Source organism: Haladaptatus ordinarius, from assembly GCF_054177595.1.
The window spans coordinates 105,436-131,431 of the sequence record NZ_JBPEHH010000002.1 but is presented as its reverse complement, the minus strand read 5'-3'; the positions used below and the strand labels follow the sequence as shown (position 1 = coordinate 131,431).

The window sequence follows — 25,996 nt, the reverse complement described above, 5'->3', positions numbered from 1 at the left end:
TCATGGAACCACTACTCATCGCTGGTTACAGCATCGTCTTCCTCACCATCTTCGCGTACGTCCTTCGACTCCAGCGACGCCTCTCGTCCGTCGAAGATAGTCTGCGCGACCTGCAGTAGTCACGACGTAATACGTCGTCAGATGCGAGGTGTCGGACGACCACTCGTGGTCGACGTCCGAACGTCGATGGACGGTCGCCGACGGCTACTCGCCCAGCACCGTCTCGGCCAGCGTCGGCACGAACGTCCCCACGTCGGTGACCATCCCGATGGCCTGTGCGCTCCCCCGGTCGAGCAACTGTGTGACGGTCGCGGGATTGATGTCGACGCAGACGACGCGCGTGGTCGACGGAAGACAGTTGCCGACCGCGACCGAGTGCAACAGCGTCGAGAGCATCAACACGAGGTCCGCCTCGTGGGCCTGTTCGCGAATGGCGTTCTGTGCCTCGACGGCGTCAGTGATGGTGTCCGGCAGTGGACCGTCGTCGCGAATCGACCCCGCGAGCACGAACGGCACGTCGTTTTCGACACACTCGTACATCACCCCCTCCTCGATGAGTCCGTCTTCGACAGCCTCCGCGATGCCCCCCGCCCGGATGACCTCGCTGATGGTGTAGATGTGGTGTTTGTGCCCTTTCCGAGGGTGCTCTAACGTCTCGATGTCCATCCCGAGCGACGTGCCGTAGCGTCCCCGCTCGATGTCGTGGACCGCGAAGCCGTTGCCCGCGCTGAGCATGTCGACGTACCCCTCGCGGATGAGGCGTGCGAGGTCGTCGCCAGCACCAGAGTGGATGAGTGCCGGGCCGACCACGGCCAGCACCGTCCCGCCCTCCGCTTTCGTCTCGGCGATGGTCTCGCCTATCTCTCGGATGAGCGTCTCGGAGGGTCGCTCGCTCGACACGCCGCCTTGCATGAACCCGAACGGGCCACCCGACCCGCGCGGGCGCTCCGGCGGGTCGACGCGCACGCCTGCTTCGTCCGTGACGACGAGGTCGCCCTCCTCGATGGCGTTCAACACCTTCGTCCGCGCCGTCCCTGCTTCGGTGTCGACGACGACCGCACAGTCCATCTCGATGTTCTCGACGGGGAGCCACTCGCCCTCGTAGCGCACTTGCGTCGGGTGGTTCGTCGTCGAGTAAAACCCGTCCGGAACGACACGGTCCGCCGGGGCCGGTTTCAGCGACGCGTCCGGTGGGTTGGCCAGATGCGCTCCGTTCTGGTGGAGTTCGTGGAGGATGGAATGGAGCGTCTCCTCGTCGTCGGCGCTGACCGTCATCCGGGCGTAGGACTCCTCGTCTTTGTGTTTTCCGACGCGGAACTCCTCGACTTCGAAATCGCCGCCCAGGTCCATCACCACTCCGAAACAACGCTGCATCATGCCGGAGTCGATGATGTGCCCTTCCAGCTCGACCGTGCGAGCATCAGTCATACTGGTCCGGACGCACGTAACCGCTATCAGCGTTGTGACGGCGTCAAGGTGTGTCGCGGGCGCGACCCGGATTCGATTCGTAACGACACGCCGAGAGGAGACGGACCGTCCCGACCCACCGCGTCGGCGACGTGTCGGTCGGGACGGGGCTCAGACCGTCGGCGTGACGTTCTGGTTCGTCCGGAACCGGTTCGTCGGGTCGTACTTGTCTTTCAACGCGACCAGGCGTTCGTGGTTGTCCTCGCCCGTGGCGGCCCGAACCAACTCCTCGCCCTCCTCGTTGAATCCGGGGAAGTTCAGATACAAACTGCCGTCCGAGAACCGGTGCATGTCGGCCCAGACCTCCCGCGTCCACGCGACGTTCTCTTCCGTGTCGGCTGGGTCGTCCCACGTCGAATCGATGCTCAGCAGATACGTGGCGCTCCGGTCGCCGTAAGCCGTTTCTGTCGGACCGACGCGGCCCATCGCACCGCCGAGGTGCCAGATAGGCATTATCGTCCGCGGGGACGGTCGGTTCTCGGCGGCGGTCACGACCGCATCGACGACCTCGTCGTCGAGCGAATCGAGTTCGATCGACTTCCAGTAGTAGTTCAACTCGCCCTCGGGAAGGAACGGGTCGAACATCTGCTGGACCTGGACGTACGGTGTCGGGGCGCTCAGGTCGACGAGCGGCTCGTCGAACTCGCGGAGTGGTTGAAGGACGCGCCGTCCCGTTTCGACCGAACCGCAGTGCACCGCGAGCAGTGCGACGACCGGTTCCCCGTGGGTTTCCTCGGGGAAATCCGGAACCTCGGGCACCGTCCAGAACGCCGCTTCCGCGGACGCCTCCTCGGGTGCGTCGGCCATGTACTCGCGCCACGTGGGGAGGATGTCTCTGGCCGTTTCGAGTGGGTACATCGCCCCGGCGAACATCACCTCGGGACCGACCGGATGGAGTCGGTACTCGAACGACGTGACGACGCCGAAGTTGCCGCCACCCCCCCTGATACCCCAGAACAGTTCACGGTTCTCCGTCTCGCTCGCCGTCAGGAACTCGCCAGCGGCCGTGACGACGTCGACCGACCGGAGGTTGTCGATGGTCAGCCCGTGCTTGTGCCGGAGCCAGCCGAGACCCCCACCGAGCGTTAATCCCGCGATGCCGGTCGTCGAGACGACGCCGCCCGGGGTGGCGAGACCGAAGGCCTGCGTCTCGCGGTCGAGTTCGCCCCACGTGACGCCGGCCTGTGCGTGGACAGTTTGCGTGTCGAGGTCGACTCGGATGCCCGTCATCGGCGAGCAGTCGACGACGAGTCCACCGTCACAGACGGCGGTGCCCGCCACGTTGTGTCCGCCGCCGCGGACGGCCACCAACAGGTCGTTCTCCCGAGCGAAGTCCACGGCGGCGATGACGTCGGCGACGCCGGTACAGCGAGCGACGAGGGCGGGATAGCGGTCTATCATTCCGTTCCAGACGGCTCGAACCTCGTCGTAGTCTTCGTCGCCGGGTCCGACCACCCGCCCGCCGAACGATTCACGGAACGACGACAGTTCGCTTTCGCCGACGAGCGTCCCCGACCACTCCGTGATGGTGCCGTCCTCGACGCGGAACACCTGTAGTCCAGCGAGAGTGCTTTCCTCGCCCATCGGTTCACGACCGCGGAACCCGCCGTCGTGGGTTCCCCGCCCGGTCGTTCGAACCGCCACCAGTTCGTCAGTGGTGTCGAACGTCTCGGCGGTCACCGTCAGGTCCGAAAAGCCACGTCGGTATCGTGAGACGTACCGTTCGTAGCCTTCCGTCCCGTGTATCGTCGTGGGCGTCACGGGGTCGTGGATGGTCACGTCCGTCGCGCACAGGTCGTCGAGTTGGCCGTGGTCGCCGTCGTTCCACACCGCGTCGACGAGTCTCCGCACGAGCGTTTCGTTCGCTTGCTGCGTTTCGGTGTCTGCTGTCATGGGGTCGTTCTCCCGTCATCTACTCGGTGGCTCGTTGTGAGCCGTATTCTGTCGTCTGTGCCTGCAATCGGTGTCTCTTCGAGAGACATAGACGACGCTACGGTCGCATGGGAAATGTAATCAACTAGTGATATTTTACCCCGTCGTGAGGGCGTTGATGAGGCTGTCTCACCCGCTGAGACAGAACTAATGTACTCGAACACCGAGTGTGTGTATGGTTGGCACAGGCACGGCCGACGAAACCGACCTGCTCATCGACCTGCTTCGGCGGTCGCCGCTGCTCGAAGAACTCCAGCAGGGGTCGCTCGACCGACGGGAGCTACAGGAGCGGTTGGCGGTGTCGAGAGCGACCAGCCATCGTCACACTCGACTGCTAGGCAAGTTGGGCCTAATCGAGAAGGAAGCAGGCGAGTTCGCGCTCACGGAGGTGGGAGAACTGCTCAGGAAGACGCTGGTCACGTTCAAGGAAGAAGCCAGTTCGGTGCTCCATCTCGCTCCCGTGTTGGAGGCCGTGCGGGATGCACCGGTCGAGATAGACGTCGAAGCGTTCCGTGGTGCGACGGTGACGCGAACCGACCGCGGCGACCCCTACAGTCCGGTACGTCGGTTCGTCACGCTCGTCCGAGAGACTGACACGCTCCGCGGTCTCGACATGGACGCCATCGCCCCCATCTACATGGACGAGATAGTAGAGCACATCGTCGACAGGGTAGAGACCCAGAACATCGGCGTTCCCAGCGTCACCGAGGAGATACTGACGGGCTATCCGGACCGGTGTGTGGAAGCGTGTGCGAGCGGCCATCTCACCGCCTGGTTGCACGACGACCTCCCGTTCGCGCTCGCCATCTTCGACGACCGAGTCGGCATCGGCGTCTGCGAAACGGATACCAGAACCCTCCAGGTGTTCGTCGATACCGACTCGCCGGAGGTGCGCGAGTGGGCGTGTGCCGTCTTCGAGTCCTACGAGGAGGAGGCCGTTCGCATCGAGGAGTACACGCTTCAGGGATTTCGGCGGGCCGTCGAGGAAGGACTAGAGACTGCGTGACCGCCGTAGAGTGCGTGACCGCCGACGTCCGCCGGAGTTGAAAAGTACCCATCGATGAGTGGTAGGGGAACGATTATACGGCCCATCGTGGATTGAATGTATGATGTCTGCTCACAATCTCCACGATTACGACGAGGAACGGAACTCCTTCGAGTGGGACGATATCTACGCCGAAGCCGATTGGAACGCGCCGGAGGAACTGAACATCGCACATGAGGTTTGTGACCGGCACGCGGACGACTGCGAGAAGGTCGCACTCTACTACGCAGGGACGGACGGCGAACGCGAGAAACTCACCTTCTGGGAACTCGCCGAGCAGTCGAATCGGTTCGCCAACGTCCTCTCCGACCTCGTGGCGTCGGGCGACCGGGTGTTCTCCTACATGCCCCGCATCCCCGAACACTACGTCGCTCTCGTCGGCACGCTCAAAGCAGGCGGCGTGTGGGGCGGCGTCAACGAGCGATTCGGCCCCGACGGCATCGCCTATCGTCTCGACGACTGTGACGCGAAAGTCGTCGTCACGACGCCGAGCAATCGAGACACCGTCGCCAGGGCGCTGGACGACGCCCCCTCGGTCGAACACGTCGTCGTCGTCAGTGACGATGGGACGGGCGTTCGACAGGGCGACGTCAGCTATCACGCCGCGATGGCGGACGCGAGCCGTGAGCACGAGACTGCGAAGACGGGCGGCGAGGACGACGCACTGTTGTACTACACGAGCGGGACGACCGGGCTGGCGAAAGGCGTTCTCCACAAACACCGCTGGGTCGCTGGCGTCGCCGCGACACAACGATTCGCGGTCGACCTGCAACCGGGCGACCTCTACTGGTCGACCGGCGACCTCGGCTGGCTGACGGGCCCCATCAACACCCTCGGCGCGTGGTTCTGGGGTGCCAGCCTGTTCACCTACGAGGGCGAGTTCGACCCCGAGACGTGGGCCGGACTGCTGGACGAGTTCCCCATCAACGTGCTGTTCAGCGTCCCGACCGCCTATCGGATGCTCCGCGAGAACGAGAGCGTACTGGAGGACGCCAGCCTCGACCTCCGGCACGCGCTCTCCATCGGCGAACCGCTCTCGGCGGGCGTGGTCGAGTGGGGCGAGGAGACGCTCGGCGTCACCATCCACGACACCTACGGGCAGACCGAGACGGGCAACATGATAATCAACAACTACCCGACGATGGAAGTGCGGCCGGGGAGCATGGGGAAACCACTCCCGGGAATTGAGGCCGCCGTCGTCGACCCGGAGACCGGCGAACCACTGGAACCGGGTGAGACGGGCGAGATAGCCCAGCGCGGTGACTACCCCTGTTTCTTCGCCGAGTACTGGAACAAACCCGAGAAGACGGCGGACTGTTTCGTGAACGACTGGTATCTCTCCGGCGACCTCGGCCACCTGGACGAGGACGGCTACTTCTGGTTCGAGGGCCGGGCCGACGACGTCATCATCAGTGCGGGCTACCGCATCGGCCCCTTCGAAGTCGAGAGTTCGCTGGGCGAACATCCCGCCGTCGCGGAGGCCGCCGTCGTGCCGAAATCACACGCCGAGCGCGGCAACATCGTGAAAGCGTACATCGTGCCGAGCGAGGGGACAGACCCGTCTCCCGACCTCGCCGAAGACATCAAACATCACGTCAGAGAGGAACTCTCGGCACACGAGTACCCGCGCGAAGTCGAGTTCGTGGACGAACTGCCGAAGACGGTGACCGGGAAGATTCGGCGAACCGAACTGCGCGACGAGACCGAATAGCGACGAAAGATCGACTGTCGGTGTTTTGGCGGTTGCCCGTCCTGCTGATTTCCAGCAGAAAGTCGGTCAGCCGACTCACGATGGCAGGTCGACCAACTGCGTGCGGGCCTGGTGGCAACGGGCGAACGAGGAAGCGAACCCGAGCAGACGCGGAGCGTCTGCGAGGGAAGCATCCGAGTGAGGGCGTGACCAGGCTCAAGCAGCAGGAGACGACACGACTCCGCGAAAAATCACACTCATCGCCCAACAACCACTCACGACTCCGTAACCATCCTCGTCGGCTGAGAAGAAATAATCTCGGTGAGCAGTTACGACTCTACCGCAGTCTTCTCGCTCACGTCTTCGCGTTCGACGCCCTCGAAATCGAGGACGAAGTCGGCCCCGAACGCCGAAGCCGGCGTCTGGAAGCCGGAGGCGACTTCGCCCGCGAGCGTGCGTCGGGCCGCCTCGACCGCGGTCTGGGCGGTCAGTTCGTACGTGTCCGGCGTTCGGAGGCGGGCAGAGACGTGCCGTCCCTCGTCGTCTTCGACCCGGCCCCAGATGCGGGTCGTACTCTGGGCACGCTGGTCGGCGGTCGGTCCCGACACCACGGCGTCGACGATGCGCTTTGCGACCTGCTGGAACGGTGCCGAACCGAACAGGGGCGTGAGTGCTCGCGTTCGCCGCATTACCCCGACCGCCCGCTCTGGAACCGTGGCGTAGGTTTCGATGTTCGGAATGCCGGTCGTGTAGTAACTGGTGGACACGTCGCCCCACGGGATGGTCACGGCGGTCTTCGTTCCCCGGCCGAAATCGACTCGTCGGGTCTTCCACGCCGCCGGAACGGGATGAATCTCCCCGTCCGCGCGAACCGCCCCCGGTCTGGCGAGGCCTTCGACGATGGATTTCAGGGTGCCGGGCGAGAACGTTCCCAGCCCGTCGATTGCGAGCAGGAGACGGGTCGCTGAGGGCAACTGTCGTTCGAGGTGGGCGGCCAGGCAGTCGGTGGGGACGGTGTCGAACCCGACCGACGGGAGGAGGGTAACCCCTGCTCGTTCGGCGTCCCTGTCGCGTTCGGCGGTGGCTTCGAGCGCGTCGATTTCTCCGTCGACGTCGAGATAGTCCGTTTCGGCCTCGAGACACGCAGCAATCAGCGGGTCTGCTGTTTTCGAGAACGGTCCGGCACAGTTCAGCACGGCGGATACGTCTTCGACCTGTCTCTCGACCACGTTCGGGTGCTCGAGGCTGAACACGCGGTGGTCGAGTCCGAGTTCCATCGCCTGTTCTTCGACTCGTTCGGCGTCTCGACCGGCGAGCACTGGTGAGAGTCCCTCGTCGACCGCCGTTCGGGCGACCAGTGCGCCGGTGTATCCGTACGAACCGTAGACGAGCAGTTCGTTTCCCATAGCATCCTGTTGAGTTTCGACCGACAAAACTGGCGGGGCCAGATTGGACGACCCGCCGATAGCTTCATGATTGTGTCAGCCGTTGATGATTCAAACTCGATGGCTTCGTGTCGCCCCGCGAGTCGCCCCGACATCGTCGGCCCACACCAGCCATGACATCGAATCTACGCCCGCTCTACGTCGGTACCGACCCCGAAAACGCCGTGTGTGACCGCCACGGTGCGATGGAACGACGAGCCCCAGTCGTCACCATCGACGGACACGTTCACGCCCTCGCAGACCCCGTGTCCGTCTACAACTGTCCCGATTGCTGTCTCGAAGTCGCCAGAACCTTCGGCGGGCCAACCGAAACCGAACAGGTCGCGTTCGAAGCGTGCTGGCGGCAACTGGTGGACGAACGCTGGCAAAGCGGTCTCGAACGGTTGTTCGTCGACCTAGACCGCGGCACAGTCGAAGACGGGACCGTCTTTTTGCACGAGCGACGGAGTGTGGACGAAATCCCTGACTATCTGCGCGAGACCGACGAGTGGGACGTTCGAACGCGGGGAGAATCGACGTCGAGATAAGGTTGCGGGACGCGAGTCGGGTTCGAAACGAACGACTGTCGGCAGTCCGAGAACGGACTCACCGTAGCCGCCGACCGCTCGTCACTCGATGCCGTGCGTTTCGAATCGAGCACCGCCGGTCGGTGAATCGGTCGCGGTGATGGTCCAGCCGTGTGCGTCTACTATCTCGCGGACGATAGCGAGTCCTAATCCGGTACCCTCACCCGCCGAATGACCGTAGTCGAATATCTTCTCCGAACTGTCCGATCTGATTCCTCTCCCATCGTCTTCGACGTAGAACCCGTCTTCCAGGGGGCCGACGTACACGTTCACGTCACTCCCGCCGTGTTCGACGGCGTTTCGAAACAGGTTCTCGAATACCGTCTGAAGCCTGTCTCCGTCGGCCAGAATCGTCTGGTTCGTTTCGACGTGGAGGGTCGCCTCGCGTGTCTCTACGTGCCGCCACGCGCTCTCGACGACGTCCGAGAGAGAGACCGGTTCGGGGTCGTCGATGGTCTGTCCCTCCTGTGCCATGGTGAGCAGATTCTGGATGATGGTCTCCATCCTGTCGAGCGCTCGTTCCACTTCGTCGAAATCCTCCGGGTTCCCCTCCTCTCGTGCCATCCGTAGATACCCCTGTGCGATTCCGAGCGGATTTCGAAGGTCATGAGAGACGACGCTCGCAAACTGCTCTAACTTCTGTTCGCGCTCCTTACGCTCGGTGATGTCCTGGGAGAAGCTCAGTCCGGCGACTATCTCGCCGTCCGGGTCGTGCAGCGGTGTCGCCCAGACCTGGAAGATGCGCCCCGCGAACTCGACCTCGCTGCTTTTCGTCTCCCCGTCGAGTGCATCGCGAAAGAGCGTTTCGATGGTTTGAGCACTCTTCGGTGGGAACACCTCTTCGACAGTTCGTCCTTCGAGGTCTTCGGAAGACTGTGGGATTTCGTCGAAGATAGCGCCCTCCACCAACCGATACCGGAGGTCGTGGTCGTAGACGCCGACTGCGCCGTCCGGGAAGTTCTCGGCGAGCGTGCGGTATCGCTGCTCCGACTCTTCGAGCGCCTGTCGCTGTACGACCTGTTCGGTAACGTCCTGTGACATCCCCATCCCGGCGAACACCTCGCCGTCGTCGTCCCGGACCGGAATCGCCCAGACGCGGAGGATGCGGTCGTCGTACGTGACCTCGAAGGAGTTTTCGTATCCTTCGAGTGCAGCGCGATAGTTCCGTTCGAACACGTCGCTCGCTTCCGGTGGGTGGACATCACCGACCGGATTTCCGACCATGTTTTCGGGGTCGATGTCGAGTCGCTCCGCGAGTTTCCCTTCGACGAGGGTGTACCGGAGGCCGTGGTCGAACAGGACGACAGACCCGTTCGGGAAGTTCTCGGCGAGCGTCCGGTACCGTCGTTCGGACTCTTCGAGCGCCCGTTCTCGCTCCTTGCGCTTGGTGATGTCCTGTGCCATCGCCATCCCGGCGAACACGTTTCCGTCTTCGTCGGTGACCGGTACTGCACGAACGATCCACTCTCGGTCGGCAAACTCCAGTTCGACGGAGGTTGGCGTGCCGTTGAGTGCAGTTCGATACGCGGGTTCGAGCACGTCGGCCGCCGACTCGTCCAACGCCTCCCGAACCGTCTTCCCTTCGAGTTCCTCGGGGGGCATATCCAGATTGGCGAACGCTCGCCCCGCGACGAGCGTGAGTCGGAGGTCGCCGTCGTACAGGTTGATGCCACCGTTCGGGAAGTGTTCTGCCAGCGTCCGGTACCGTCGTTCGGACTCTTCGAGCGCCCGTTCGCGCTCCTTGCGCTCGGTGATGTCGTGGAAGTAGACCGACAGTCCAGTCTCGGAGGGGTAGGCGTTGACCTCGACCCAGATGTCGAGGTCCTCGTCGTACATCTCGAAACTGGTCGACTCCTGGGTTTCCATCGCCTCGTGGTACTCGTCCCAGACGATACCCCCAGCGGCCTCGGGGAATATCTCCCAGATGTTCCCCCCGAGTAGGTCCTCTGCGGAGTGTTGGGTGATCTCTTCGGCGCGTTCGTTGACATGCGTGAACCGCCACTCCTCGTCGAGGGCGTAGAAAGCGTCCGAGATGCGGCCGAGGATTTCGGACAACTCGGTCTCGAGTTCGCTCTTGCGTCGCTCCAACTCGCGTTCGCGCGCCTTGAGTTCGGTGATGTCCTCGCTGGCGGTGATGGTTCGCCGGAGGTTGCCGTCGGAGTCGAACAGGGGGGCCGCGTTCACCGAGAACCACTTTCGTTCTCCGTCGGGTCGCTCGATAGCTACTCGCTCGTCGTACATCGGTTCGCCGGTCTCCTGGACACGCGCTGCGGGTGCCTCGTCCGGCGTGAGCGGTTCGCCGTCCGTGTCGTAGAACCGCCACTCGTCCATGTCCTCCGGTTCCTCGATGATTTCACGCTCGGTGAGGCCCAAGACCTCCTGCGTTCGCTGATTCGCCAGTATCACCGTTCCGTCGGCGTCCCGAACCGAAATCGAAATCGGCGACGTTTCGAGAAGTTGTCGGGTCTGATTGCGTTCTCGCCGGAGTTGATTCGTTCGCACCCGCTGTTCGGTGATGTCGTCGACGGCGACGACGATACGCTCGACCTCGTACGCGCCGTCCTCGATGGGGACGGCGTTGATAGAGAGCCACCGGCGTCCCCCTTCCGGCAGTTCGACCTGGTATCGGTCGTCGGTGACTGGTTCGCCCGTTTCGATGACGTGCGTGAACGGACCGTCCTCGGGTGGAATCTCCTCACCATCTTCGTCGTAGAGTTTCCACTCCGTGACGTCGTGTCGTTCGACGCTCGACCGTTCGATGCCGAGTAGCTCGAGCGCGTGTGAGTTTGCACGGACGAGCGTGCCATCGGGCGTGATGACGAAGATTCCTACCGGTGCGGTTTCTACGACTTGATCGACGAGGTCACGCTCTTTCCGGAGTTTCTCCTGGGATTCCCGGCGTTCGGTCATGTCGCGTGTGACCTTGGTGAACCCCATGAGCGTGTCATCGTCGTCTCGAAGTGCGGTGATGACGACGTTGGCCCAGAACCGCGTCCCGTCCTTTCGGACGCGCCACCCCTCGTCCTCTGTTCGTCCTTTCTCGGCTGCGATGGCGAGGTTCTCCTCTGGAACGTCCGCCTCGACGTCTTCGTCGGTGTAGAAGGTGGAAATGTGTCTGCCGACGATTTCCTCGGCATCGTAGCCTTTCATCTCCGCCGCCCCCTCGTTCCACGTCATTACGTGCCCGTCGGAGTCGAGCAGAAAGATAGCGTACTCTTTGACCGTGTCGACGAGCGTATTGAACTGCAAGTGGTCGTTTCGTTCGGACGCTTCCGCTCGCCACCAGACTCGATTCTCGCCATCGAACGTCTTGTGTTTCACGCTGCCCAGGTCGACGAGTTCGTCGAGCTTTTCGATGGCCGTTTTTCGAGTGCAATCTAACTCCGTCGCAAGCTCACCCGCCGTGACTGGTTCACCCGCCGTCCCGATTCTGTCGAGGGCTCCGAGTGCCTGGACGGGGGTAACTTGCCCGGAATCCATGCATTTATTTCTCGAATACGCTCTCATAGACCTTTCCCTCCCGGTTCGAGCGACGTGAGAGCGTCGTTCGGCGCGGTATCTGCGGGCGAGGTGGGCGGGTAACCCGGTCTCCCGCATCGAAGAGAGCCGCCCTCCTTGCGTGTTACTGTCACTCAATTATATCGCCTTATGGCCCCTTCGAGCGTGAATACGCATTAATGAATATTAACATTATAAATCATAATGTTTATACCCCGGACGCTGCTCACCCTGAGTGTGGTGAAAGAAATGCCTGTATCGGCAGACTACCCCCAACGCCGTCACAGAACAGCCCTTCAGATACCGCAACAGACGACGCGACTGATATGACAAACCGAACTCGATACGACCGCACCGAAGTCGAAGGACCAATCGTTCCGAACATCTCGCACACGGGGAGACAGACCCAATCGACCGAGGAGGTCGATGCACTCCGGCGAGAACTCGCGACGATTCACACTCGACTCGAACAGATAGAAGCTACGCTGCAGAATACGACCACTGACGACCGATGATTTCGGACAAAGACGTGACGACGACGGACATCGAGAACCGCGCAGGAAAAGAGCTCCGCGAGATGCTGAACACCCAGGACTACGTGTTCGCACCTGGACTCTATCACGCGCTCGACGCCCGCCTCGCCGAGATGGCCGGGCTCGACGCCGCGTACATGAGCGGTTACTCGACTGTGCTGGGACAGTTCGGGTTCCCCGACCTCGAAATGGTGACGATGACCGAGATGGTCGAGAACGCCAAACGCATCGTGGAGGCCTGCAACCTCCCCGTCATCGCGGACTGTGACACTGGCTACGGTGGCATCCACAACGTCCGCCGGGCCGTCCGTGAGTACGAGAAGGCCGGGGTCGCCGCCATCCACATCGAAGACCAGACCACGCCGAAACGATGTGGCCACATCGCGGGCAAGCAAATCGTCTCGCGGGAGGACGCCCGCGCCCGGTTCGAGGCCGCAGTGGACGCAAAACAGTCGGACGACACCATCATCATCGCCCGAACCGACGCGTACGGCTCGGCCAACGGCGACTGGGAAGAACACCTCGAACGCGGCCGTATCTACGCGGACGCAGGCGTCGATATCGTCTGGCCCGAGATGCCCGACCCGAGTCGAGAGGATGCGGTCGAGTACGCAGAAACCATCCACGAGACCCACCCCGACCTCAAACTCGCGTTCAACTACTCCTCGTCGTTCGCGTGGTCCGAAGAAGAGGACCCGCTCACGTTCCAGGAGCTGGGTGACCTCGGTTACAAGTACATCTTCATCACTCTGTTCGCGCTTCACTCCGGCGCACACAGCGTCTACGAGGATTTCAAAGGACTGGCGGAAGAGGACGAACAGGCACAGTTCGACCTCGAAGGGCGGTATCTCGGTCACCCGACCGAGTCACACCACGAACTCTCGTTCGTGAGCCGGTACCAGGACATCGAGAAGCAGTTCGACCCCGAAGCCCGCGAGCGTATCGAGGGGTCTGCGGGATACAGCGAGGGTGAGGACGAGCCCATCACGTCCGACTCCGACGAGGGCGAGACGGTCGTCACCCCCGAACAGCAGGACGACTGACATGAGCGCTCAGCGTCAACACGACCGGGAGTTCGTGCGAACGTTCTTCACCTCTCCGACGGCGGTGGAGGGGGAAGACGATTCCGCCAAGATGATTCGCAGTGCGGCCCAGCTACGCGGGATGCAGGCACCGGACGTCTGGGTTCCGGACAACGAGGACGCGACGGCCCCGTCGATGCGCGACGAGGGTGCCGGGAACATCGTCGAGGTGGTCGCCGAACACGGGGCGGACTTCCCGGGGGAAATCCACCCCCGCATCGTCTGGCACCGGGATAGCCCCGGTACCCGGTATCAGGGCTTCCAGCACATCCTCCAGATAGCCGACCCCGAAAAGGGTGCCATCGAGCACATCGACGGGTTCGTCGTTCCCGAGGTCGGAGGCATCGACGACTGGAAGAAGGCCGACGAGTTCATCACCATCGTCGAGAACGAGTACGGTCTCGAAGAAGGCAGCATCGCGATGTCGGTCATCATCGAGAGCGCGGCGGCAGAACTGGCGATGGGCGACCTCCGCGAGGAGATGGGCAAGCCCGACAACAACCTCGAACGCCTCTTCCTCCTCGTGGACGGGGAGGTCGACTACACCAAGGACATGCGTGCGATAACGCCCACCGGCGGACTGCCGCCGTGGGCGGAGCTACGCCACAACACGTCCCGAGGCGCGAGTGCCGCTGGTCTCATCGCGGTCGACGGACCGTACGACGACATCCGGGACACGGAGGGCTACAACGAGCGGATGACCGACAACCAGGCCAAAGGGATGATCGGCATCTGGTCGCTGACCCCTGGACAGGTCGTCGAGGCGAACACGGCACCGCTGCCGCCGGAGACTGGCAGTTGGCTGATAGACGCCGACGGCCGCGAGATAGAACTCGAAGCGGAGGACGGCTACCAGTTCTACGACGGTGAGCGTATCGGTCTGGAGGAGACCAGCAGCGGGTACGTCCTTCAGGTCGGGAGCGACGAGCGCGAACTCGACGAAGACGAGTTGCGCGAGGAGCTACTCGACCTGACCGAGTACGTCCCGAGCATGGACGACATCGTCGACTCGATGGAGGAGTTCGAAGCGGCCAAAGAAGCCGGAAAAGGTGCCATCTCCATGACGCAGACGGCGACGCTCGTCGTCGACGGAATCGAGATAGAGATAAACAAAGATCGGATGTGGGACGAAGCGACCTACCAGGCCGCGATGACGCCGATCACCCTGTTCCAGGACGTCTACAAGAACCGTCCCGACCAACACGAGGCGCTGGCGGAGTTGTATAGCGAGGACGTCGTCGAGCGTGCGATGAACGTCGGATAGACCACAACAGCGGTGTCCGAGCAGAACGGGCATCCGTTCCCCGACCGTCGGGAATCGCAGGTCTGCCACGGCTGTTTTCTAGAATGTTATAATATACAATACTTGGTATTCTCACATTATTTTTACAGTAATTAATTTGACTTACTGGTCTTTACTTATATATGGCTGGTTTTAGCCACAACAACCATTAATATATTAAGATGTATGAACTCGTGTATGGCAATCGATACCAGGAAGTTCGCGGTGACGATGGTTGCAGCGTTAGTGCTTCAGACGGGCGTCGTTGGCGCAATCATGACCGGCGGCGCCGCCGTCGCGGTGCCGACGGCCGGTGTCGGTGGGTTTACAGTGACCTTCGACCAGTTGGAGGGGCAGGGATTCCAGCAGTACGCGACGATGGAAAACTCCAGTGAGTGTGCGGCCTACCCGTCGGCGGTCGCGAAGATAGACCAGGGGACGATCAAGAACCTCAAACTCTACAAGGACATCGAGGTTCCAAAGGAGATGCCGGGCGGCGGCAACACGGTGCGCGTTCTCATCGCGTCCAACGAGCCGGTGAAGTTCAGTGGGATGACACAAAAGTTCACCTATCTCCGTGGCGACCTCCAGTTCAAGAACCAGAAGATTCAGTCGGGAACGAGCGGTAACATGCAAGACTCCATCACGTTCTCGGCTCCGAAGATAATCATCAACGACGGCGAGATTCGCGCACAGAGCCAGTTCCTGCGCAGTATCACGCTGTCCGGGACGCACGTGCAGACGAAGGTGAACCCCGAAGACGACACCAAGTTCCCGAAGAACCAGTGTGCGGCCTAATCGGATAACGCGAGGAATTTCACAATGTCCACAACGTACGGCTCACAGTTCGCATCGTACCGGTCACAGTTCGCGTCGTGGAGACACGAGCGACCCTTCTGGGGTGGCATCTTCGTCCTCCTCGGCGGCCTCATCATCGGCATCATCCCCGCCGAACTCGCCATAAACTTCGCGCTCGTCCCGAGCATGTTCATGTTCGCCGGGCTGGTGTTCGCGGTGTTCGTCATCCTCTGTGGAGCGTTCGCGCTCCTCAAACCGGAGTTCGCGGAGTTCTTCGGCGCGGCAGGCATCCTGCTTTCCATCGCGTCCATCGTCGGTGCACTCGGCGGGTTCGGCATCGGAATGATGTTCGGCGTCATCGGCGGCGCGATGTGCGTGGCGTGGGAAGGTCCCAGCGAGACCGAATCGAGTGCCAACGAACAGACTGCGGTGGCGTAAAACGCGAGTGTGAGTGTCGATGGGTCACTCGATAACTATCGCAGTGGTGTTCTGTGTCGCGTTCGCCTCGGTCGCTCCCGTGTCGGGGCTGACCGACGACACCGGCGGGTCGGCAGACAGCGTCGTGTCGGGCACGACGAACTGTTTCAGTGACGTGACGTATCGAAACGTTTCGTTCCCTGCGTTCGGCCAGGATGCGGAGAACCTGCACGTCGACGGGGCAGTTTCGGGGTACGTCGAGGAGAACGGCGGGTCGAACGACGGTTCGGGCGACGCAGTACTGACCATTCGAATGGATAGATTCCACGCCGAAGAGGTGTGTCTGGAGACAAACAGCACGGACGGTGCCCAGGGCGTCCGACTCACGTTCCGACGGGCGGTGTTCGAGGGTGCGACCGTTCGCGGGCCGAACCTCCTGTTCGAGCACGCGACGGCCGACGCGATTAGCTTCCGAGTTCCGAAGCAGGTCGGTCGTCAACTGCTCTCCCAGTTCGAGGAGGCCGAGTCCGGCGACGGGAGCCAGAATGGGACGACCGGCGACGGAAACGTAACCGACCCGTCCAAACGGGTACCGGACGACGTCGGGGGCGACCAGCCAGGCGAGACGCTGCCGAACTCGACCAACGGGGTAGAAAATCGGACGGAAACACCCGGTGATGTCGACGACACGACGGACCCGGTCGAAGACGGTGCCGAGAACACGACCGACACCGTGGACGACACGACGGACCAGGTCGAAGATGGCGTCGACAACACGACCGACACCGTAAAAGACACCATCGACGAGACGTCCGACACGGTCGAGAACACGACCGATACCGTGGATGAGACCACGGACGACGTGACGGACGGTGTCGACGACACGACCGATACCGTCGAGAATACGACTGACGAGACGACTGACACCGTCGATAACACGACCGACACGGTCGACGATACCACGGACGACGTGACGGATGGCGTCGACAACACGACCGACTCCATCGAGGATACGACGAAGACAGTGAGCGACAGCGTGGACGACACGAAAGACACGGTCGAGAACACCTCGACGAGCGTCGAAGATACCACGTCGACCGTTTCAGACGGAGTCGAGGACACGGTGAGCACCGAGACCACGACCGTCGAGACGACCACGACGACGGACGACACGACAGACGCCGTGTCGGACCTCACAAATCAGACGACGACGTCGGACACGACGGAAGAGAGTACCTCGACCGAGGACGGTGACTCGGGTACGACGACGACCGAGGACGACGGAATCCTGTCGAGACAGTTCACGGCGTCCGCGATGGCGTGAACGAGGTTCGGTGCTATCCGTTCTGCGGCTTGAAGATGTCGGCGATACGGCCGACGAACGAGTTTTGCGTGTCGACCCCGACCGTCGTCTCGTACTCCCGGTGGAGGGTGCCGTTTTCCAGGCTCAGTACGGTCATCCCATCTCCCGCGACGAGCGCGTCGACGTCCTCTCCGACGACCTCCCCGGACGTGGTGATCAGGGTCGCCCGTGCGTCCACGTCCGAGGCGATGGCTTTCAGTTCCGCCACGTCGCTTTCGTCCGGTCGTTCGTGGACGGCGGCTACGACGCGGTCGTTCAGCAGTTCGTCCCGCGCGAAGACGTGAACAGGCGTCTCCTCACCGTCCCGGTCGGTCACCGTCGTGTCGATTTCCGTCTTCAGTTTTCTATCCTCGAATATATCGGCGACCTGCTGTCGTGCGGTCAGCTGGTCTTCGAGCCACTCGGCACCGCGGTCGCTGAGGTAGTACTGGTACAGGACGCGCTCGACGGTCTGGATCGGTGGGAACACGGAGTAACATTCCCGACACCGCAGCCGGTCTGCGGGCGTCTCGAAGATTTCCTCGCACTCCTCACAGACGTATCCGGCGTCCGATTCGAGGTGTTGTAGCGATTCCAGTTCCGTCTCGCACTCCGGACAGACCACACCCTCTGCTTCGATGAACTGCTCTCGGACACCTTCGTACCCACAGTCCGGATGTCGGTAGCGGTCCGTCCGAATCGTTTGCGGCGATTCGCAGGCGGGACACGCAGTCGTATACTGCATCCCTTTCGTCTCACAGCGGGGACAGATGTACTGTTTTTCCTGAAATTCACGCTGGAGGCGGCCACGTTCCGCGAGGGTCTCCAACACGTCGAACGGCTCGCCGTCTCTGTCGTCCAGGTGTTCGTCGGCATCGGGATAGGCGACCTCGCCCGTTTCGACGTCGAGTATCGGCTGAACCCCGTCGAGTGAACCCTCCCAGAGAGCAGACATCAACCGTACCGTGCCCGGTGAAGCCATGGTGGGAACTAACAATGTTCGTCTATTTAATCATCACTCAAGGGGTAATCATTAATTTATAAATGTTCTTTGGGGTTCGGGAGAACGGAGTCGAAAATCCCCGCCCTCGAGAAATGCTATCGACCGCCGTTTTTCATCGTGGGCAGGACGAGCGTCGCCGGCCGGTCGCTCGAATGGTAGAGACGCGCACCCGCCGAATCCCGCGACGGATAGAATCCTGCGTCGGTCGTGGACACCGTGAATCGGAGGACGTCGCCCGCGTCGAACTGGCGCTGCACCGCCGTCATCTCGACGTCGACGGTCTCTACGGTTCCGGGTTCGCCTTCGACCGTCACGGGCGTCACCTGATTGCCGAGGAGAGTCGCCCGTCCGTCGTGGCAGTGGACGAGTTTGGTGAACAGATGCATCTCAGGGCCAAGGGGTTCGACCTGTAATCGAAGTTCGGGCGCACCGAGTACCTCGAAGTCGTCTGCCAGCGGGAAGTCGAAATCGGTAGCGGTCGCGTCGGTCAGGTCGCGATTCGTGGGGAGTAACTGACTCGACGAGGTGGGGGCGGCGCTGTTCACGACGATTGTGCTTTCTTTCGCACGCGCGTCCCCGAGCGCGAACGCGCGCGAACTCGCGTGCGTCGGTGGTATCGCGTCCGCCGTTCGCCACTCGTCAGTCTGTGGCTCGTAGTACGTGACCGACGGCAGGTCGACATTGCCATCGCCACGGACGTGTGTGTCTACCCAGTCCAGCGCGACGGCGTCGATGTACGCTCGCTGTGCCGCCCCGGCAGTGTCGGTCAGGGTGTGGCCGCCCTGGAAGAACAACAGGCGAGTCGGTACGTCGCGTTCTCGTAAGGCGTCGTGTGTCCAGATGGCCTCGTTCGGCGTGAACAGCGTGTCGGGCCACCCGGAGACGAGCAGAGTTGGCGTGTCGATGGCGTCGAGTTTCGTCGCCGCAGACCGCGTCCGAAGATACGCCTTCGATTCGTTCGAGAGTTGGTTCGTCACCGAGGCTTCGGTCATCATTCGGTGGAGTTTCGGGGACACTCCGTAGCGGAGGTCTTCGTCTCCGGGCGCGCCGTCACCGGACGTGAGACCACGCGAACCGGTGATACCGACCGCAAACAGGAGCGATGCCCAGCCAGCCTTGACGACGCCGTTCGGCGCGAGCGAGTAGACGAGGTCGTGCCACGCCCATCGGGGGACGATGGCGTCGAGTCGGTCGTCGCGGGCCGCGACGTTCAACTGGATGCCGCCGGCGTACGAGAGGCTGTCCATCCCGATAGCAGGGTTCTCGGGGTCGTCGTCGGCCGTCCGAACGGTCTCTCGCCCGGCGAGCCACGTCACGAGTTCCCGGGCGTCTTGTACTTCCTTGGGACCGTCGAGACCGACTTCTCCTCCCGACTCGCCGAATCCCCGCGAATCGTAGGCCAGCACGACGTAGTCGTTTTCGGCGTACAGTTCGGCCATCCGCTGGACGTAGTCGGCGTTTCGGTCTGCACCCCACCCGTGGGTGAGGAGCATCGCCGGGTGGGGGCCCGTCGCGGTCGGTTCGTAGAGACTGCCGACGAGCGTCGTCCCGTCGAACGAGGCTATCTGGACGGTGGTGCGGTCGAAGGGGGCATCGTCGCTCTCCGCGGTCGCTGTGACGCTCGTGCCGGTCGCCGTCGCGCCGGCGAGCAGTCCCCGAAGGACGGTTCGACGGTCGAGGTCGCCCACCGACGAACGTCGTACGGATTCGTCGCGCATACCGACGGTTGGGTGGCGACCGACCAAGTCACCGACGCCGGTACTGACCGGTCGTTTTTGAGGGGCCTCGGGCGAGGGGGGTCACTTCTCCATCACCTGTCCGTAGACGACGCCGAGGACGCCACCGTACAGCACCCACACGAGCACCCCGAAATCCAGATTCGGAACCGGCGTCGGGACGTTCGCGACGTATCGTAACCAGACCGGCATCAAGAACACGTAGAAGCCAAGTGCCAGCGCGAGTCCGTACGCGAGGCCGAGATTGAACGCCGTCAACGTCAGCGCCGACCGTCGGAGAAGCGGCACCAGTAGCTTTTGGAGGTGTTCTTGCTGGCTCGACATCGTGATGACCTTCGTGACGAAGGAGTTGACCGTTCGGGACAGGAACTCGACGAAGACGAGGGCGAACGCGGCACTGACGACGATGAGTACTATCCATCCGACCGAGTAGCTGGCGCCCACGAGTCGCCCGAACTCGGCGACCGCGACGCTGCTGTCGGTGGCTTGGAGCAGGATGCCGACGAGAAGTGCGCCGGCGAGTGCCGCCAGCGTCGCCGCGTGTACTTCCTCTCTGGAGAGAGCAGTTCGTGACCGCAGTTGTACGGACATCATCGATTGTGGAATGTTCACACCCGTCGATGAAACTACCGCACCGTTTGCACGGTCGTTTTTATCACCGGGCGACGCACCCGTCCGGGTCACCGACGCGGTAGTTCACCGCGTTGCTCCATCCCAGGGTACAATTTCGAGAACAGGGCGTGAAACCACTCGTATCGTCGAGTAGTCTGTAGTCTGTCGCCGTTTCAGCTCTCGTCGGCGTGTCGCTCCCTGAGTCGCTTCTTGTCGGTCTTGCCGATAGCGGTCTGTGGAATCTCTTCGACGAACTCGACGGCGTCGGGACGTGCGTGTCGGGGTACTTTGTCCGCGAGGAAATCCCGGACGTCGGACGCCGTGAGCTCACCCTCGGCGGCGGGTTCAGGTTCGACGTACACCTTCACGCGCTCGCTACCCGGTCGTTCGGGGTCAGGCACGCCGACGGTCGCCGGACGGCGCACCCCTTCGTGGCCGAACAGTATCTCGTCGACTTCCTCCGAGTACACTTTGAGGCCCGAGACGTTGATCATGTCCTTGACGCGGTCGACGACGTAAAAGCGGCCCTGTTCGTCGATTCTGACCACGTCCCCCGTCGGCACGAACCCCTCGTCGTCGAACGGCGAGGACTCGGCGTCGAGGTAGCCGAGCATCCGCTGTGGGCCGTTCAGATACATCTCTCCCTCCAGGTCGTCTTCGATGGCTCGCTCCATCGGAATCTCCTCGCCGGAGTCGATGTCGACCAGTTTGACCTCGGTATCGGGAACCGGAACGCCGATGGTAGGCTGGTCGAGACTATCGAAACTGTCGGAGTTGGCCCCGAGCATCATCTCGTAGACGCCGCGGATGTCGAAGTGGGTGATGGGAGACATCTCGGAGAGGCCGTAGCCCTGTGAGACACCGGTGCCGTGGCGTTCGAACGTCTCTTTTGTCTCGCTCGCGAGCGGGGCCGACCCGGAGATGCCGACGACGCTCGTGTCGAGTTCTTCCTCTACGATGTCCATGAACTGCGTCGGCACGCCGAACAGCAACACCGGACCGTGCTCGTCGATGAGGTCGACCATTCGTGTCGTATCGCGGGGGTCGGGTGCGAGCAAGACGGTGACCGGCAGGTCGAGCAGGGAGTGGGCGACCGAGTAGCCGTAAGCGTGGTAGATGGGAAGTGCGAGGAGCGCGGATTCGGTGCCCCGGAGCATCGTCGCCAACTGCGACATGCTCGCGACCCCCTGCCGGGCGTTGGCGAGCACGTTGCGGTGCGAGAGCAGACATCCCTTCGGTCGGCCGGTGGTTCCCCCGGTGAACAGGATGGTGTGCACGTCGGTTTCGACGTCGAACTCGACGTCCGGTGGGTTCCGGTTCGTCTTCTCGACGACGTCTACGAACCACTCGGCGTCCCGGGCCTCGTCGTGGGTCGGCGGGGCGGCCGAGTAGTCTTCGACCTCTGTCAGCAGGAGGTGGTCGATGTCCAGGTCGTCGTACAGGTCGTACAGCAGGTCGCTGTGCGCTGCGTTCCCGATGAGTACCTGCGGGTTTCCCTGTTCGAGTCGGTACGCAAGGTCGTCTTCCGCGTCGAGGAAGTCGTTCGGGATGTGAACGCCGCCCGCCCGAGTGATGGCGTGTTCGGCGACGATGAACTGGACGGACGTGGGGAGGACGGTCGCGACGCGATCTCCCTTCTCGACGCCACGCTCTCGGAGTGCCGTCGCCAGTCGTTCGACGTGCTCGTGTAGTTCGGGATACGTGACGGTACGACCGTGCTGGACGACGCCGGCGTCGGGATACTCCGTCGCGGCTTCTTCGAGAATCTTGTGTACCGGCATCTCGGGATACGGACGAAGCGATTCCGGGATACCGAACTCGCGGTACTCACGGAACCACGGCTTTTCGACCTTCGATTCCGACTGTGACATGTGTTGTATTTGCTCAAGCAACGTCTAATCTGATGTGCTCCGTATAGACTGCCTTTGAAGACACGAGACGATGTGGTACCACTGCCGTCGAGCGTCGTCACCTCGGTGCCGGGCGAGGCCTCCGTCGCTCACGAACGCTCCCGGTTACTCCAGCGGTCTCGATACTTCCCCGTCGATATAAAACACCGCGTATCAGGTGAACAACCAACTTCATGCCCGTTTCCGACGATACAGACGGTATGGATTTCGGACTCGATGGTAAGACTGCGGTGGTTACCGGCGGCGGTGGACGAATCGGAAGCGTCGACAGTGAGACGCTCGCGGCGGAAGGCGCGGAGGTCGTCGTCCTCGACGTAGATTTAGAGGCCGCACAGTCGGTCGTGGACGGTATCAACGACGATGGCGACGTGGCGGTCGCGGTCGAATGCGACCTCACCGACCGCGAGGACGTGACGACGACCGTCGAAGAGATAGAAGACGAATTCGACGGTATCGACGTTCTCGTCAACAACGCCGGGATGGTCGACGCCCAGTCGAAACTCGAAGACTACGACGACGAACTCTGGGACCGCGACATGGCAGTCAACCTCACCGGGACGTACAACATCACGCGCGAGGTGTTTCCCGCGATGTGTGAGCGAGAGTGGGGCCGTATCGTCACGATGAGTTCGATGGCTGGCTGGCAGGGCGGGTACGGACAGGCGTCTTACGCCGCGACGAAGGCCGCACTCATCGGATTCGGGAAGACGCTCGCGCTCGAAGGTGCCCAACACGGCGTGACCTCGAACGTCCTGACGCCGAGCATCGTCGTCGGAGCCCTGGCGGACCTCCCGCTCGACCAGCTCAAGGAGGTCAACGAGTACTTCGGTCGCATCGCCGAGGCGACGCCTATGCGCCAGTTAGGTCGGGAAGAGGACGTGGCGAATCTCGTCGCGTACCTTGCCAGTGAGCAAGCGAACTACATCACGGGGCAAGTGGTCGGCGTCACAGGGGGCGTCGACCTCTTCTCGTTCTAACCGTCTCGACCGTGTCGCTCCTCGTCAGTCCGTCCGATTTGTCTGATTATGGTCGAAAAAACATTTATGATTAATCTTCACAGTCATTGATATGCGGTACGTCAAGTTCGTTCTCATCCCAGACGCCGATGGCCTGCATCCCATCGACGGTGCGTTCGCGGCAGAATCGTCGCTCACGCGCCAGTTCATTCACGAGATATCCCTGCTCAACGACGGGACGGCCATCACTATCTACCAGTTGTCGGGTGACGCCGACCGGGTCGAAGAGATCCTCGACGACCACGACGAGGTGGTGATGTCGCACGTCTCACAGCCACGCGATAGCGTTCACGTCTACGTCCAGTTCGAACCGAACGAAGTCATCGAGACCCTGTTACAGATTCCGCGAGAGTACGAACTCATCGTGGACACACCGCTCGAGTTCACCGAGCGCGGCGGACTTAGGCTCACGGTCGTCGGTGAGGAGGAGATGGTTCGACGCGCTATCCCCGAACTTCCCAGGTCGTTGCGCCCGAAGCTAGAACAGACGGGAGAGTACAAACCGCAGAACGAACGACTCTTCTCGGTGCTCACCGAGCGCCAACAGGAGATACTGAAGACGGCGGTCGAACAGGGCTACTACTCGGTTCCACGCCGCGTCACTCACGAGGATTTGGCCAGCGAACTCGAGTGTTCACCGAGCAACGTTGGCGAACTCCTTCGCAAGGTCGAAGCCACCATCCTCACCGAGATAACCCCGCGATAGTCGCTTTTCCCTTCGGGGGGTGGCCGTATTTAAACCCCTGTGTATACGACGAAGTAGACCCTTCGGCATCTCGGTCAAAAAATCGATTGTAGTGTGACTCGGTGCCTCCCGAAGTGGGAGACGCTCGGGTCACCGGAGGTAACACCGATGAACGACGACCTGATACAACGCATCGAAACGGCGACCGAACAGTCAGACGAGCAACTCGAACGGCAACTGCCCGACCTGTTGGACGAGATAGACGGGCAGGAACGCGAACTCGTCCGCGAAAATCCGGTGACGTTCGGACGCGTCGTCGACCGGATGAAGACGCTTGACACCGCGGCGTTCGTCTCCGAGAACCCGCAGACTGCAGACCAGTTTCAAGAGCTACTCTGGGCCGGCGTCGAGGTGCTCGTCGAACAACGACCGGAGGTGAAAGAGCAGATCAACGACGACATCACGGTGAACTTCTCGGCGACCGACTGTCAGATGGACGGACACCTCGAAGTCGACAAGGACGCACAGGTGATGCGCGGCGGTGCTGGCACGTTAGACGACCCGATGTTGGAAATCACCGGACCGGCAAATACGCTCGTCGGACTGGTCACCGGCAACGTCGACCCGATACAGGGGTTCATGCAACAGCGCTACGAGATGGACGGTCCGGTCAACAAGGGGACGCGTCTCGCACCGGTCATCAACTCCGTCTCCGAGAACATCCCGAGCTAATGCGACTGACAGACGAACAGCGGGCGTTTCGCGAGGACCTCCGGCGGTATCTGGACGAGCACGTCGAACCGGTCGTCGACGAACAGGACCGAAAGCCGTTCACCAGAACGGAGTTGCTGGGGTACGTCGACGACCTCCGCGAACTCGGCATCGGGTTCGACCCCGAAACGGCGGAAACGTACTTCGGCGACCTCCGGCGGTACACCATCTGCTCCGAGGAGATGAGTCGCGTCTGGCCGAGTCTCAACGTCGCCCTCAACATGTCGTTTCCGTCGCTGTTCGCCCAGTTCGCCGGCGACACCACGCGCGAGGCGATGGCTCCGAAGTTGGACGCGGGCGAGTGCATCGGCTGTCTCGCGGTGACCGAACCGGAGGGCGGAAGCGACACGGCACGTCCCCGGACGACGGCGCGGAGAGAGGGCGACGAGTTCGTCATCGACGGACAGAAGACGTGGGTCGGCAACGCGCAAATCGCCGACGTGGCACTCGTCGTCGCACACGACGAGAGCACCGATTCGCAAGACATGTTCCTCGTCGACCAGGAGACCGCCCCGTTCGAGACCGAGGGGATAGACAAACTGGGCTGGAAGGCCGTCCCGAACGGGCACATCTACCTCGACGACGTGCGCGTTCCGGTTGACAACCGTCTCTCGACGATGTTCGAGAACGCCATCATGGAGGGCAAGGACATCTCCGACATCGTCCCGTTCCCCGAAAGCGTCACCCAGTTGTTCCTCGACCAGAAACCGCTCAACGCGACGTTCTCGTTCATGCGCACCGGGATGGCGTTCATGGCGGTCGGCATCATGCAGGCCGCGTTCGACGAGGCGTTGGCGTACGCGAAAGACCGCGAGACGTTCGGCGAACCCATCGGCCAACACCAACTGATTCAGGAGAAGCTCTACGACATCAAGTGTGCCCTCGAATCCTCGCGGTGTCTCGCCGAGCGCGTCGTCGAACTGCTCGAAGCGGGCGATTCCGACGCGCGGATGATGTCCTCGCTCGCCAAGGGTTACGCCTGCGAGCAGTCGGTCGAAGCCACATCCGACGCCATCCAGGTGCACGGAGCAGAGGGGCTCAAAACCGAGAATCGTCTCGAACGCTACTATCGCGACGCGAGAACGATGCCGATTCCCGACGGCACTACCGAGATCCAGAAGCTCATCGTCGGCAAAGAGTTGACGGGAATGCCCGCCTACTGAGTC

The 25,996-nt window shown here is 62.2% G+C and carries 22 protein-coding genes; 14 read left to right on the top strand and 8 right to left on the bottom strand.

Annotated features, from left to right (window positions below; translation table 11 throughout):
* Positions 1 to 2 precede the first annotated feature (2 nt).
* On the top strand, positions 3 to 119 hold the full coding sequence (locus ACR3FF_RS02025; RefSeq protein ID WP_458185587.1) for a CcmD family protein: 117 nt from the start codon (positions 3 to 5) through the stop codon (positions 117 to 119).
* A gap of 85 nt (positions 120 to 204) precedes the next feature.
* Here ACR3FF_RS02025 and ACR3FF_RS02020 read toward each other — a convergent pair whose 3' ends face one another.
* Positions 205 to 1,428, bottom strand: a complete 1,224-nt coding sequence (locus tag ACR3FF_RS02020; protein ID WP_458185585.1) for an ornithine cyclodeaminase, nickel-pincer nucleotide-dependent — start codon at positions 1,426 to 1,428, stop codon at positions 205 to 207.
* Between the two features lie 150 nt (positions 1,429 to 1,578).
* Positions 1,579 to 3,360, bottom strand: a complete 1,782-nt coding sequence (locus ACR3FF_RS02015; protein WP_458185583.1) for an FAD-binding protein — start codon at positions 3,358 to 3,360, stop codon at positions 1,579 to 1,581.
* 214 nt (positions 3,361 to 3,574) lie between these two features.
* Between ACR3FF_RS02015 and ACR3FF_RS02010 the strand changes: the two genes are divergently transcribed.
* Entirely contained in the window at positions 3,575 to 4,405 is an 831-nt protein-coding gene (locus ACR3FF_RS02010; RefSeq protein WP_458185581.1) for a helix-turn-helix transcriptional regulator, read from the top strand.
* A gap of 100 nt (positions 4,406 to 4,505) precedes the next feature.
* Positions 4,506 to 6,155: an acyl-CoA synthetase gene (locus tag ACR3FF_RS02005; RefSeq protein ID WP_458185579.1), complete on the top strand. Its 1,650-nt coding sequence runs from the start codon at positions 4,506 to 4,508 to the stop codon at positions 6,153 to 6,155.
* A 308-nt stretch (positions 6,156 to 6,463) separates the two neighbouring features.
* Here the strand turns inward: ACR3FF_RS02005 and ACR3FF_RS02000 are convergent, their stop codons facing one another.
* Positions 6,464 to 7,540, bottom strand: a complete 1,077-nt coding sequence (locus ACR3FF_RS02000; RefSeq protein WP_458185576.1) for a saccharopine dehydrogenase family protein — start codon at positions 7,538 to 7,540, stop codon at positions 6,464 to 6,466.
* Between the two features lie 152 nt (positions 7,541 to 7,692).
* On the opposite strand from ACR3FF_RS02000, the gene ACR3FF_RS01995 reads away from it, so the two are divergent.
* Complete coding sequence (locus ACR3FF_RS01995) at positions 7,693 to 8,106, top strand: hypothetical protein (RefSeq protein WP_458185574.1); 414 nt, start codon at positions 7,693 to 7,695, stop codon at positions 8,104 to 8,106.
* Positions 8,107 to 8,187: 81 nt separating this feature from the next.
* Here the strand turns inward: ACR3FF_RS01995 and ACR3FF_RS01990 are convergent, their stop codons facing one another.
* Entirely contained in the window at positions 8,188 to 11,625 is a 3,438-nt protein-coding gene (locus ACR3FF_RS01990) for a PAS domain S-box protein (protein ID WP_458185572.1), read from the bottom strand.
* Positions 11,626 to 11,969: 344 nt separating this feature from the next.
* Between ACR3FF_RS01990 and ACR3FF_RS01985 the strand changes: the two genes are divergently transcribed.
* The 6 genes from ACR3FF_RS01985 (at position 11,970) to ACR3FF_RS01960 (ending at position 17,079) form a co-directional block, all read left to right on the top strand.
* Complete coding sequence (locus ACR3FF_RS01985; protein WP_458185570.1) at positions 11,970 to 12,158, top strand: hypothetical protein; 189 nt, start codon at positions 11,970 to 11,972, stop codon at positions 12,156 to 12,158.
* The gene (gene aceA, locus ACR3FF_RS01980; protein ID WP_458185568.1) at positions 12,155 to 13,219 is read left to right on the top strand and encodes an isocitrate lyase; all 1,065 of its coding nucleotides are present in this window, start codon (positions 12,155 to 12,157) and stop codon (positions 13,217 to 13,219) included. Before ACR3FF_RS01985 ends, aceA begins: the two co-directional genes overlap by 4 nt.
* 1 nt (position 13,220) lies before the next feature.
* Positions 13,221 to 14,522 carry a malate synthase AceB gene (gene aceB / locus ACR3FF_RS01975; protein WP_458185566.1) on the top strand — a complete coding sequence of 434 codons (1,302 nt, stop codon included), beginning with the start codon at positions 13,221 to 13,223 and terminating at the stop codon, positions 14,520 to 14,522.
* Between the two features lie 216 nt (positions 14,523 to 14,738).
* Positions 14,739 to 15,338: a DUF6230 family protein gene (locus tag ACR3FF_RS01970; RefSeq protein ID WP_458185564.1), complete on the top strand. Its 600-nt coding sequence runs from the start codon at positions 14,739 to 14,741 to the stop codon at positions 15,336 to 15,338.
* 24 nt (positions 15,339 to 15,362) lie between these two features.
* Positions 15,363 to 15,776: a DUF6114 domain-containing protein gene (locus ACR3FF_RS01965; protein ID WP_458185562.1), complete on the top strand. Its 414-nt coding sequence runs from the start codon at positions 15,363 to 15,365 to the stop codon at positions 15,774 to 15,776.
* Between the two features lie 19 nt (positions 15,777 to 15,795).
* Entirely contained in the window at positions 15,796 to 17,079 is a 1,284-nt protein-coding gene (locus ACR3FF_RS01960; RefSeq protein WP_458185560.1) for a hypothetical protein, read from the top strand.
* 13 nt (positions 17,080 to 17,092) lie between these two features.
* Here ACR3FF_RS01960 and ACR3FF_RS01955 read toward each other — a convergent pair whose 3' ends face one another.
* From ACR3FF_RS01955 to ACR3FF_RS01940, 4 genes are all read right to left on the bottom strand, one after another.
* A complete protein-coding gene (locus tag ACR3FF_RS01955) occupies positions 17,093 to 18,079 on the bottom strand; it encodes a TackOD1 domain-containing metal-binding protein (RefSeq protein WP_458185558.1) in 987 nt (328 codons plus the stop codon).
* Between the two features lie 116 nt (positions 18,080 to 18,195).
* Positions 18,196 to 19,788, bottom strand: a complete 1,593-nt coding sequence (locus ACR3FF_RS01950; RefSeq protein ID WP_458185556.1) for a CocE/NonD family hydrolase — start codon at positions 19,786 to 19,788, stop codon at positions 18,196 to 18,198.
* Positions 19,789 to 19,899: 111 nt separating this feature from the next.
* Positions 19,900 to 20,430 (bottom strand): hypothetical protein, encoded by a 531-nt coding sequence (locus tag ACR3FF_RS01945; RefSeq protein ID WP_458185554.1) that lies wholly within the window; start codon positions 20,428 to 20,430, stop codon positions 19,900 to 19,902.
* A 191-nt stretch (positions 20,431 to 20,621) separates the two neighbouring features.
* On the bottom strand, positions 20,622 to 22,319 hold the full coding sequence (locus tag ACR3FF_RS01940; RefSeq protein WP_458185552.1) for a class I adenylate-forming enzyme family protein: 1,698 nt from the start codon (positions 22,317 to 22,319) through the stop codon (positions 20,622 to 20,624).
* Between the two features lie 239 nt (positions 22,320 to 22,558).
* Here ACR3FF_RS01940 and ACR3FF_RS01935 point away from each other — a divergent pair, with 239 nt between their 5' ends.
* The 4 genes from ACR3FF_RS01935 (at position 22,559) to ACR3FF_RS01920 (ending at position 25,993) form a co-directional block, all read left to right on the top strand.
* Complete coding sequence (locus ACR3FF_RS01935) at positions 22,559 to 23,335, top strand: SDR family NAD(P)-dependent oxidoreductase (protein ID WP_458185550.1); 777 nt, start codon at positions 22,559 to 22,561, stop codon at positions 23,333 to 23,335.
* A 91-nt stretch (positions 23,336 to 23,426) separates the two neighbouring features.
* On the top strand, positions 23,427 to 24,080 hold the full coding sequence (locus ACR3FF_RS01930) for a helix-turn-helix domain-containing protein (RefSeq protein ID WP_458185548.1): 654 nt from the start codon (positions 23,427 to 23,429) through the stop codon (positions 24,078 to 24,080).
* Positions 24,081 to 24,227: 147 nt separating this feature from the next.
* On the top strand, positions 24,228 to 24,791 hold the full coding sequence (locus ACR3FF_RS01925) for an SCP2 sterol-binding domain-containing protein (RefSeq protein ID WP_458185546.1): 564 nt from the start codon (positions 24,228 to 24,230) through the stop codon (positions 24,789 to 24,791).
* A complete protein-coding gene (locus ACR3FF_RS01920) occupies positions 24,791 to 25,993 on the top strand; it encodes an acyl-CoA dehydrogenase family protein (protein WP_458185544.1) in 1,203 nt (400 codons plus the stop codon). The genes ACR3FF_RS01925 and ACR3FF_RS01920 overlap by 1 nt, the downstream gene beginning before the upstream one ends.
* Positions 25,994 to 25,996 lie beyond the last annotated feature (3 nt).

Coding starts and splice junctions, on each gene's coding strand:
- ACR3FF_RS01945 (WP_458185554.1), bottom strand. CDS start 20,430: ATGATGTCCGTACAACTGCGGTCACGAACTGCTCTCTCCAGAGAGGAA.
- ACR3FF_RS01940 (WP_458185552.1), bottom strand. CDS start 22,319: ATGTCACAGTCGGAATCGAAGGTCGAAAAGCCGTGGTTCCGTGAGTAC.
- ACR3FF_RS01970 (WP_458185564.1), top strand. CDS start 14,739: ATGGCAATCGATACCAGGAAGTTCGCGGTGACGATGGTTGCAGCGTTA.
- ACR3FF_RS01920 (WP_458185544.1), top strand. CDS start 24,791: ATGCGACTGACAGACGAACAGCGGGCGTTTCGCGAGGACCTCCGGCGG.
- ACR3FF_RS01995 (WP_458185574.1), top strand. CDS start 7,693: ATGACATCGAATCTACGCCCGCTCTACGTCGGTACCGACCCCGAAAAC.
- aceA (WP_458185568.1), top strand. CDS start 12,155: ATGATTTCGGACAAAGACGTGACGACGACGGACATCGAGAACCGCGCA.
- ACR3FF_RS02020 (WP_458185585.1), bottom strand. CDS start 1,428: ATGACTGATGCTCGCACGGTCGAGCTGGAAGGGCACATCATCGACTCC.
- ACR3FF_RS01955 (WP_458185558.1), bottom strand. CDS start 18,079: ATGGCTTCACCGGGCACGGTACGGTTGATGTCTGCTCTCTGGGAGGGT.
- ACR3FF_RS01990 (WP_458185572.1), bottom strand. CDS start 11,625: ATGGATTCCGGGCAAGTTACCCCCGTCCAGGCACTCGGAGCCCTCGAC.
- ACR3FF_RS02025 (WP_458185587.1), top strand. CDS start 3: ATGGAACCACTACTCATCGCTGGTTACAGCATCGTCTTCCTCACCATC.
- aceB (WP_458185566.1), top strand. CDS start 13,221: ATGAGCGCTCAGCGTCAACACGACCGGGAGTTCGTGCGAACGTTCTTC.
- ACR3FF_RS02000 (WP_458185576.1), bottom strand. CDS start 7,540: ATGGGAAACGAACTGCTCGTCTACGGTTCGTACGGATACACCGGCGCA.
- ACR3FF_RS01925 (WP_458185546.1), top strand. CDS start 24,228: ATGAACGACGACCTGATACAACGCATCGAAACGGCGACCGAACAGTCA.
- ACR3FF_RS01930 (WP_458185548.1), top strand. CDS start 23,427: ATGCGGTACGTCAAGTTCGTTCTCATCCCAGACGCCGATGGCCTGCAT.
- ACR3FF_RS01960 (WP_458185560.1), top strand. CDS start 15,796: ATGGGTCACTCGATAACTATCGCAGTGGTGTTCTGTGTCGCGTTCGCC.
- ACR3FF_RS02010 (WP_458185581.1), top strand. CDS start 3,575: ATGGTTGGCACAGGCACGGCCGACGAAACCGACCTGCTCATCGACCTG.
- ACR3FF_RS01985 (WP_458185570.1), top strand. CDS start 11,970: ATGACAAACCGAACTCGATACGACCGCACCGAAGTCGAAGGACCAATC.
- ACR3FF_RS02005 (WP_458185579.1), top strand. CDS start 4,506: ATGATGTCTGCTCACAATCTCCACGATTACGACGAGGAACGGAACTCC.
- ACR3FF_RS01965 (WP_458185562.1), top strand. CDS start 15,363: ATGTCCACAACGTACGGCTCACAGTTCGCATCGTACCGGTCACAGTTC.
- ACR3FF_RS01935 (WP_458185550.1), top strand. CDS start 22,559: ATGGATTTCGGACTCGATGGTAAGACTGCGGTGGTTACCGGCGGCGGT.
- ACR3FF_RS02015 (WP_458185583.1), bottom strand. CDS start 3,360: ATGACAGCAGACACCGAAACGCAGCAAGCGAACGAAACGCTCGTGCGG.